At 62.3% G+C, this 6,931-nt stretch carries 7 protein-coding genes; 3 read left to right on the top strand and 4 right to left on the bottom strand.

What is annotated here, in order from left to right:
• Positions 1-87 precede the first annotated feature (87 nt).
• Positions 88-999: a LysR substrate-binding domain-containing protein gene (locus GNF76_RS05895; protein WP_155582233.1), complete on the bottom strand. Its 912-nt coding sequence runs from the start codon at positions 997-999 to the stop codon at positions 88-90.
• Between the two features lie 159 nt (positions 1,000-1,158).
• Here GNF76_RS05895 and GNF76_RS05890 point away from each other — a divergent pair, with 159 nt between their 5' ends.
• From GNF76_RS05890 to scpB, 3 genes are read left to right on the top strand one after another with little or no spacing between them, the layout of a single operon-like run.
• Complete coding sequence (locus tag GNF76_RS05890; RefSeq protein ID WP_155582232.1) at positions 1,159-2,463, top strand: MFS transporter; 1,305 nt, start codon at positions 1,159-1,161, stop codon at positions 2,461-2,463.
• Positions 2,464-2,481: 18 nt separating this feature from the next.
• On the top strand, positions 2,482-3,696 hold the full coding sequence (locus GNF76_RS05885) for a CaiB/BaiF CoA transferase family protein (protein ID WP_155582231.1): 1,215 nt from the start codon (positions 2,482-2,484) through the stop codon (positions 3,694-3,696).
• Positions 3,693-4,478 carry a methylmalonyl-CoA decarboxylase gene (gene scpB / locus GNF76_RS05880; protein WP_155582230.1) on the top strand — a complete coding sequence of 262 codons (786 nt, stop codon included), beginning with the start codon at positions 3,693-3,695 and terminating at the stop codon, positions 4,476-4,478. Before GNF76_RS05885 ends, scpB begins: the two co-directional genes overlap by 4 nt.
• 11 nt (positions 4,479-4,489) lie before the next feature.
• On the opposite strand, the gene GNF76_RS05875 is transcribed toward scpB, so the two are convergent.
• Genes GNF76_RS05875 through GNF76_RS05865 form a run of 3 tightly spaced genes read right to left on the bottom strand, consistent with a single transcriptional unit; the run spans position 4,490 to position 6,924 of the window.
• Positions 4,490-5,476 carry a LysR family transcriptional regulator gene (locus GNF76_RS05875; protein WP_155582229.1) on the bottom strand — a complete coding sequence of 329 codons (987 nt, stop codon included), beginning with the start codon at positions 5,474-5,476 and terminating at the stop codon, positions 4,490-4,492.
• Positions 5,477-5,524: 48 nt separating this feature from the next.
• Positions 5,525-6,457 carry a peptidylprolyl isomerase gene (locus tag GNF76_RS05870; RefSeq protein WP_178123196.1) on the bottom strand — a complete coding sequence of 311 codons (933 nt, stop codon included), beginning with the start codon at positions 6,455-6,457 and terminating at the stop codon, positions 5,525-5,527.
• The gene (locus GNF76_RS05865) at positions 6,454-6,924 is read right to left on the bottom strand and encodes a YbjN domain-containing protein (protein ID WP_155582228.1); all 471 of its coding nucleotides are present in this window, start codon (positions 6,922-6,924) and stop codon (positions 6,454-6,456) included. The genes GNF76_RS05870 and GNF76_RS05865 overlap by 4 nt, the downstream gene beginning before the upstream one ends.
• Positions 6,925-6,931 lie beyond the last annotated feature (7 nt).

Below are 6,931 nucleotides of genomic sequence, written 5' to 3'. Positions count from 1 at the left end.
CTTTGGTTACTTTTGGGCTCTTTTCAAAAGTGACCCGCTGTAAGAGCGGAACCAATAGCCGCCGTGACCGCAGCAACGGATATGTACTCAATACCCCCACCCAGGCTCCCCCTCAAACCCCTCAAACAACTCAAAAATCGTCTCCCTGACCTTCTCCACCGCATTGCTCTGCACCCCCGTATCCGGCCAGCACAACGACAACTCCCGCGTAAACAACCGATGATCAATCCTCGCCAGCTTGAGCCTGCGTTGCTCCAGCTCCACATGCGCCGCCGCCCAGGGCAACACCGTCACCCCCAACTTCGCCAACACCGCCGAAAACAACAGATCCGTCGAGTTCGCCTCAAACTCCACCTCAAACGGCAACCCCGCCTCCTGCATGGCCGCATCAACCCGGCTGCGAATGGTATTCGGCGCACACGGCAACACCAGCGGCATCTTCGCCAGCGCCTCAATACTCACCGCCCCATCAGGCAGCAAAAATTCCGGCCACGCCACCAGGTACAGAATCTCACTGAGCAACCGCCGCGACGCCACACCACGGGTCGGCACCCCATCGACAACCACCGCCATCGCCACCCGCCCTACGGTGATCAACCCTCCAAGCTCGGCGCTCGGCGCATCGATCAACTCCAGCTTGATCCCCGGATAACGACTGCGAATGGTCCGGGCCAGAGGAATCGCCAGCATCCGCGCCGTGCTCGACGGCATGCCCACCGAAACCTTGCCTTGCGGATATTCAGCATCCTGACGCAGCAGTTCCCGAGTGCCATCGGCCTGTCGCAACAACTCAATGGCATGCCGATACAAGGTTTGCCCCGCAGCAGTCGGCACCACCCCGTGCACGCTGCGTTCGAGCAACTGCATGTCCATGTCCCGCTCCAGATTGCGCATCTGCTGGCTGATCGCCGGCTGGGCGATGTGCAGGGCTTCGCTGGCGCGGGTGATGTTCGCGCACTCGACCACCTTGATGAAGTACCGCAGCTGGCGCAGGTCCATGGGAGCCTCCTGAAAAATTCGACTCTATATAAAGATCCGATGGAACCAAAGGAATTTCATATTTGTGGCTTATGGGTCACGGGCATAGATTGATTTCACAATAAACGAAGCGCCTCGCCGCGCTTCTATAGGCCCGATCAGGGTCAATGGGAGATCGTCATGTCCAAAGCGTTAACCGCGTCGGCAACGAGCATAAAACCAATCAAGACGCCCCTGTCCCGCGAACAGATTCGCGGTTTCTGGGCGGTGTACCTGGGCTGGGTCCTGGATGGCGTGGACTCGGTGATTTTTGCCCTGGTGCTGATTCCCGCCCTCACCGAATTGCTGCCCAACTCGGGCCTCGCCCCCACGCCTGCCAACATCGCCATGTACGGCTCGATTATGTTTGGTCTGTTTCTGGTGGGTTGGGGGCTCTCATTCATCTGGGGACCGTTGGCGGACCGGTTCGGGCGGGTCAAGGTGCTGGCTGCGAGCATCCTGGTGTATTCGTTGTTTACCGGTGCGGCAGCGTTCTCCGACAACATCTGGCAACTGGCGATTTTCCGTTTGATCGCTGGGATCGGCGTCGGCGGCGAGTGGGCCCTGGCCGGTACGTATGTGGCCGAGAGCTGGCCGGAAGACCGGCGCAAGATGGGCGCCGGATACTTGCAGACCGGTTACTACCTGGGCTTTTTCATTGCCGCCTTGCTCAACTACACCGTCGGCGCCACCTATGGCTGGCGGGTGATGTTTTTGTGCGGACTGTTCCCGGCGGTCGTGGCGATCTATACCGCGTTGAAGGTCAAGGAACCCCAGCAGATTCGCCAGGTAAAACCCGCCACGACCACACGTGCCGTGTGGTGGGAAATCTTTGCTCCGGCATTTCGTCGTCGCACGTTGACCAGTTCGGCCCTGGTGGGCGTAGCCATTGTCGGGCTGTGGGCCGGCTCGGTGTATGAAGCCACCGCCGTGGTCACCCTGGCGACCCGCGCCGGTATCGACCACGTGGGCGCGGTACACCTGGCGTCGATTGGCGCGGCAGTGTTGTCGTTGAGCACCATCCTCGGCTGCCTCGTCGCACCGTGGCTGGCCGAACGCGTCGGCCGGCGCAAGGCGTTGGGTATCTACTTCGGCGGCATGGCGGCCTCGATCGTCTTCGCCTTCGGCTGGGTGTTCTACCTGGATAACGGCCTGCACCTGTTCATGGTGTCGCTGCTGTTCCTGGGTTTTTTCGGCGGCAACTTCGCGATCTTTTCCCTGTGGCTGCCCGAACAGTACCCCACCCGGATTCGCGCCACGGCCTTTGCCTTCAATGCCTCAGTGGGGCGCTTCATCGGTGCCGGGGTCAACTTCCTGCTGGCCGCCGCGATTCATGGGTATGGCTCCATCGGAGCGCCTATCGCCTGGACGGCTGCCGCCTTTGTGTTGGGCATCCTGATCCTGCCGTTTGCCGTCGAAACCCGCCACCAGACATTGCCGCAATAACCCGGACAGGAGAAACCCATGCAAGCGTTGCAAGGCATCAAGATCATCGACCTGAGCCGCGCCCTTTCGGGACCGTTCTGCACCATGGTGCTGGCAGACCTGGGGGCCGATGTGATCAAGGTCGAGCCCGGCCCCGCCGGCGACATGAGCCGTACCTGGGGACCGTTCGACCGGGGCGTCAGCACCTACTATCTGTCGTGCAACCGCAACAAACGCGGCCTGTGCGTGGACTTCCGTTCCCCCCATGGCCTGGACACCCTCCAGCAACTGATCGATGGAGCCGACGTCGTCATCGAGAACTTCAAGCCCGGCACTCTGGACAGCATGGGCCTGGGCTATGAAGTACTCAGCGCACGCAATCCACGGCTGATCCTGGGCAGTATCAACGCCTTTGGCAACGACGGACCGATGAGCAGTTGGCCGGGGTTCGACCAGATCGCCCAAGGCTATTCGGGCCTGATGAGCCTGACCGGTTTCAGCGACGGCGACCCGACCCGTACCGGCACCGCCATTGGCGACCTGACCTCGGGCATGTGGCTGGTGAGCGCCGTATTGGCGGCCCTGCTGGAGCGTGAACGCACCGGGCGCGGCCAACACGTCAACACCTCGCTGCTGGCCAGCCTGGTGGGTTTGCTCAGTGTCCATGGCCAGCGTTTCCTGAGCCTGGGGGATGTGCCGCGACGCACCGGCAACGCCCACTCGGTGATCGCCCCTTACGGGGTCTTCCAGACCCTGGACGGTCCGCTGAACCTGGCACCCATCACCCCAGCCATGTGGGGGCGTTTATGCGCCCTGCTCGACCTCCCGGCGCTGCCGGACGATCCGCGTTTCGCCAGCAATGAAGCCCGGGTGGAACGCCGGGAAGAACTGAAAGCCATCCTCGAAAGCCGCCTGAAAACCCGCAGCAAACGGGAATGGACCGAGCTGTTTATCGCCGCCGGGTTGCCTGCCGGCCCGATCAATACCCTGGACGAAGTCTTTAATGACCCACAGGTATTGCACAGCCAGTTGACCCAAACCCTCAGTCATCCCACCCTGGGTGCATTGCGCCAGGTGGTGACGCCGATTTTCAATAACGCAGGCACCGCCGCTGACCGCAAACAACGCCCGCCGCCCCTGCTGGGCGAGCACAGCGTGGCGGTGCTGCAAGAGGCCGGTTTCGACCCTGCGTCGATTCAGGCCCTGCTCAAGGCCAACGTTCTCTACCAACACTCAACAGGAGCCGCACAATGACTTCCAACTACGTCACGGTCCAGAGGCTCGAGCCGCGTATCGCTCGCCTGGTCTTCAGCAACCCCAGCCAGCGCAATGCCTTGAGCGCGCAACTGCTTAACGCCGTCGACGAACACCTCGCCGCCCTCGCGGAGCAACGGGTTGGTGTGGTGATTCTCGGTGCTGAAGTGGGCCAATCGGTATGGAGTGCCGGCCACGACATCGGCGAGCTGTCCCACGATCGCGATCCGGTGGCCCCCGGCAAACCCCTGGAGCGGGTGCTGCGCAGGATCCGCGCCTACCCCGGCGTGGTCATCGCCGCCATCTCGGGCTCGGCGTGGGGTGGCGCAGTCGACCTGGCCATGAGCTGCGACCTGGTGGTCGCCGATCACAGCGCCAGCTTCGCCATGACCCCGGCCAATATCGGCCTGCCCTACACCACCAGCGGTCTGTTGCGGTTCTTCAACAACCTGCCGATCCATGTGCTCAAGGAAATGTTCTTCTGTGCGCAGAAACTGGATGCACAACGCGCCGAACGTTTCGGCGTGATCAACCGACTGGTAACCACCGAAACCCTGGAAGCCACCGCCCTGGAAATGGCCCAGGGCATCGCTGCCAAGGCACCGTTGGCAATCCAGGCGGTGAAGGAACAACTGCGGATTCTCGAAGACCTGCAACCCATGCCGGTGCAGGCCATGGAGCAGATTGCCGAGTTACGGCGCCAGGCCTGTGAAAGCGCGGATTTCGGCGAGGGGCTGGCGGCGTTTGCAGAGCGCAGGCCGCCGGTGTTTGAAGGACGCTGATTTGCACCCGATTAATCAAACCAATCCCTGCGCCCCTCAAACGTACTGACGATCAGTTCGACAATCATGTCCACCTCCTGCGGATGCCGCACATCCGCATTCACCGCCATCCAGACCTGACGTTGCATCTTCTCGCTCAGTAACCCGGGCAAAGCGATCAGCCCACGGTCGACGCAACTCATATAGCGTGGCAACAAGCCAATGCACGCACCGCAGCGAATCATTTCCAGCATCAGGGAATAGACGTGCACCCGCACCACAGCGGCCAGGCGCTCTCGCACCAGGGTGTTCCAAGGCTGCAAGGCTTCGACCTGCTGGTCCGGTTGCCACTGCACCAACGTGTAGTCGGCCAGATCCTCGAGGCTGTCCGGGCGGGTCGCCAGCCGTGAGTAACGCTTGGCGATATGCGGCAGGTAATTCAGGCTCGCCAGCGCCCGTGGCGGCTGGGTAGCACAACCGGGGCCGGGCGTTGACGCGTCCGTTCCCGATAACCACAGCACCACATCAGCCTCCACGGCTTGCAACGCCAGCTCGCTGTCGATGGAGATAATCTCCAGTCGCACGCTCGCATTACGTCGCAACAACGCAATCAGGTCGCGCCCGAGGATGTCATGCAGGATCGGCTCGGCCACGGCCAGGCGAATCAGCGGTTGCTCGATCATCGGCAGGCGCCACTCATGGGCCCTGGCAACCAGATGCGCCTGCAACTGCTGGCCTTCACGGCTGAGCAGAACCCCGTTGCCTTGATAGCTGAATAGCGTACGCCCCAGGTGCTCTTCCAACTGTGCCAGGCGCTTGCGCAGCAACGTCGCCTTGATATTAAGCCGGCGTGCCGCCTGCATGAAGCAGCCACAGCGGGCGCTGGTAAGAAAGTAGCCGATCACTTCCGAATCGCTCTTGACGATCGTGGCAGTCTGGGCAAGCCAGGTTTCCCGCCCGTGACTGTGGGTGCGATACGGCGTGCTGTCTTGGGGTGCAGCGGGTTCCAGTAATGCCATGGGGGACTCCCTGTCGTATGGGTCTTTGCATCCAAGCCTTGTAGTTTTCTATTCCAGGACCTTGTTCAGTTCGGCGCCATCAATGCTCAAGGTGGCGGTATTGAGCATGCCCTCCAGGTACGCCTTGGCGATCTGCTCCTGGCGTTGGTCGCGCAAAGCCTGGGTCAGGCGCTCGCGCAGCTCGTCGAGGCTGGCGGTGCCCGCCGGTTGTTGCCCAGTGAGTTTGAGCACATGAAAGCCCGCAGCACTTTGTACCGCGTCCGAAACCGCACCGACTTTCAGTCGCGAGACGGCACCCCGTACCTCTGGCACCAGTTGCTGCAACGGTTGCAGACCCGAGTCGCCGCCGCGCCGGGCACTGTCGACGTCCTGGGAATACTGCCCGGCCAAGGCCGCAAATTCACCCGGCGCCGCCTGCGCCTTGCGGCTCAGTTCCTGGGCCTGGCGGCGCACCGCGTCGAGGTTTTGCGGGTCATTCACCGCGAGAAATATCTGACTGACCCGGTACAACGGCGGGGTCAGCCATCCGGCCTTGCCGCTGTCGTAGGCCTGCTGCAGTTCCGCCTCGCTTGGGTAGTCGGCGGGAACCTGACTGACTGACAACATGTAGTCGCGAAACACGATCTGCTCGGTGGCGGCACGGGTCTGTTGCTCCACCTCCGGGCGCTGGCGCCAGCCCTGGGCGTCGGCCTGTTCCAGCACGGTCTTTTGCGCCAGCCGCGAGCGGATCCAGGTTTCCAGGGCGCCGCGATTCCCCCGCAGTTGCTCGCGCGACTCAACCGGCAAGGTCGCCAATAAGGCCTTGAGCTCCGGTAACGCCACCTGCTGATTGCCCAGGCGCGCCACGGCGGGTCCATCATTGATGATGGGCACCGGTTGCTGGGCAGCTACCGGATCACTGCCCGGACGCAGGCCTGATACAACCGCGACCACCAACAGCGCCAGCGCTCCAGCGCCGATCACCAGGGTAGGTTTTTTCACAGGACCGGGGCCTCTTCGCGGTTTTCCACGGTCGGCGCCGCCTCAAGCTGCGCGGCATTCTGGCTGTACTCACGCAGGTAGACGATGAATTCCTGCAACAGGCGGTCCCACAGTTCCAGTTGACTGCGCAGGTGGTCGGCGCCGACGCCGGCCACCACCACGTCCATTTCCATCAGCAGGAATTCACCCTGCAACGACAACCGCGCAAAACGCCGCGAGGCGTTCCATACCTGTGCCAGACCTTCCGGCAACTGGCCCTGGACCCGCAGCGCGCAACTGTAGGTGAAATCCACGTAGCTGCCCTGCTCTGCTGCCGGGTTACCAAACCGCACGGCAAAGCCGATGCCTTGACTGGCGCTGAGCAGTTGCACGATGCCGTTCTGGTCGGTCTGGTTGACCCGGTAGCCCGCTGCTTGCAATAACTCGGTCAGGCCTTTGGGCGTCACGCTGGTGATCAATTCGCTCATGGTTTAT

It is taken from the genome of Pseudomonas spelaei, from assembly GCF_009724245.1.
GTDB lineage: Bacteria > Pseudomonadota > Gammaproteobacteria > Pseudomonadales > Pseudomonadaceae > Aquipseudomonas > Aquipseudomonas spelaei.
The sequence above is the reverse complement of the archived record's forward strand: the minus strand, read 5'-3'. Positions and strand labels throughout refer to the sequence as shown.

Excerpts from the sequence above, each read along its gene's own strand:
- GNF76_RS05895 (WP_155582233.1), bottom strand. The coding sequence starts at position 999 with ATGGACCTGCGCCAGCTGCGGTACTTCATCAAGGTGGTCGAGTGCGCG.
- GNF76_RS05890 (WP_155582232.1), top strand. The coding sequence starts at position 1,159 with ATGTCCAAAGCGTTAACCGCGTCGGCAACGAGCATAAAACCAATCAAG.
- GNF76_RS05885 (WP_155582231.1), top strand. The coding sequence starts at position 2,482 with ATGCAAGCGTTGCAAGGCATCAAGATCATCGACCTGAGCCGCGCCCTT.
- scpB (WP_155582230.1), top strand. The coding sequence starts at position 3,693 with ATGACTTCCAACTACGTCACGGTCCAGAGGCTCGAGCCGCGTATCGCT.
- GNF76_RS05875 (WP_155582229.1), bottom strand. The coding sequence starts at position 5,476 with ATGGCATTACTGGAACCCGCTGCACCCCAAGACAGCACGCCGTATCGC.
- GNF76_RS05865 (WP_155582228.1), bottom strand. The coding sequence starts at position 6,924 with ATGAGCGAATTGATCACCAGCGTGACGCCCAAAGGCCTGACCGAGTTA.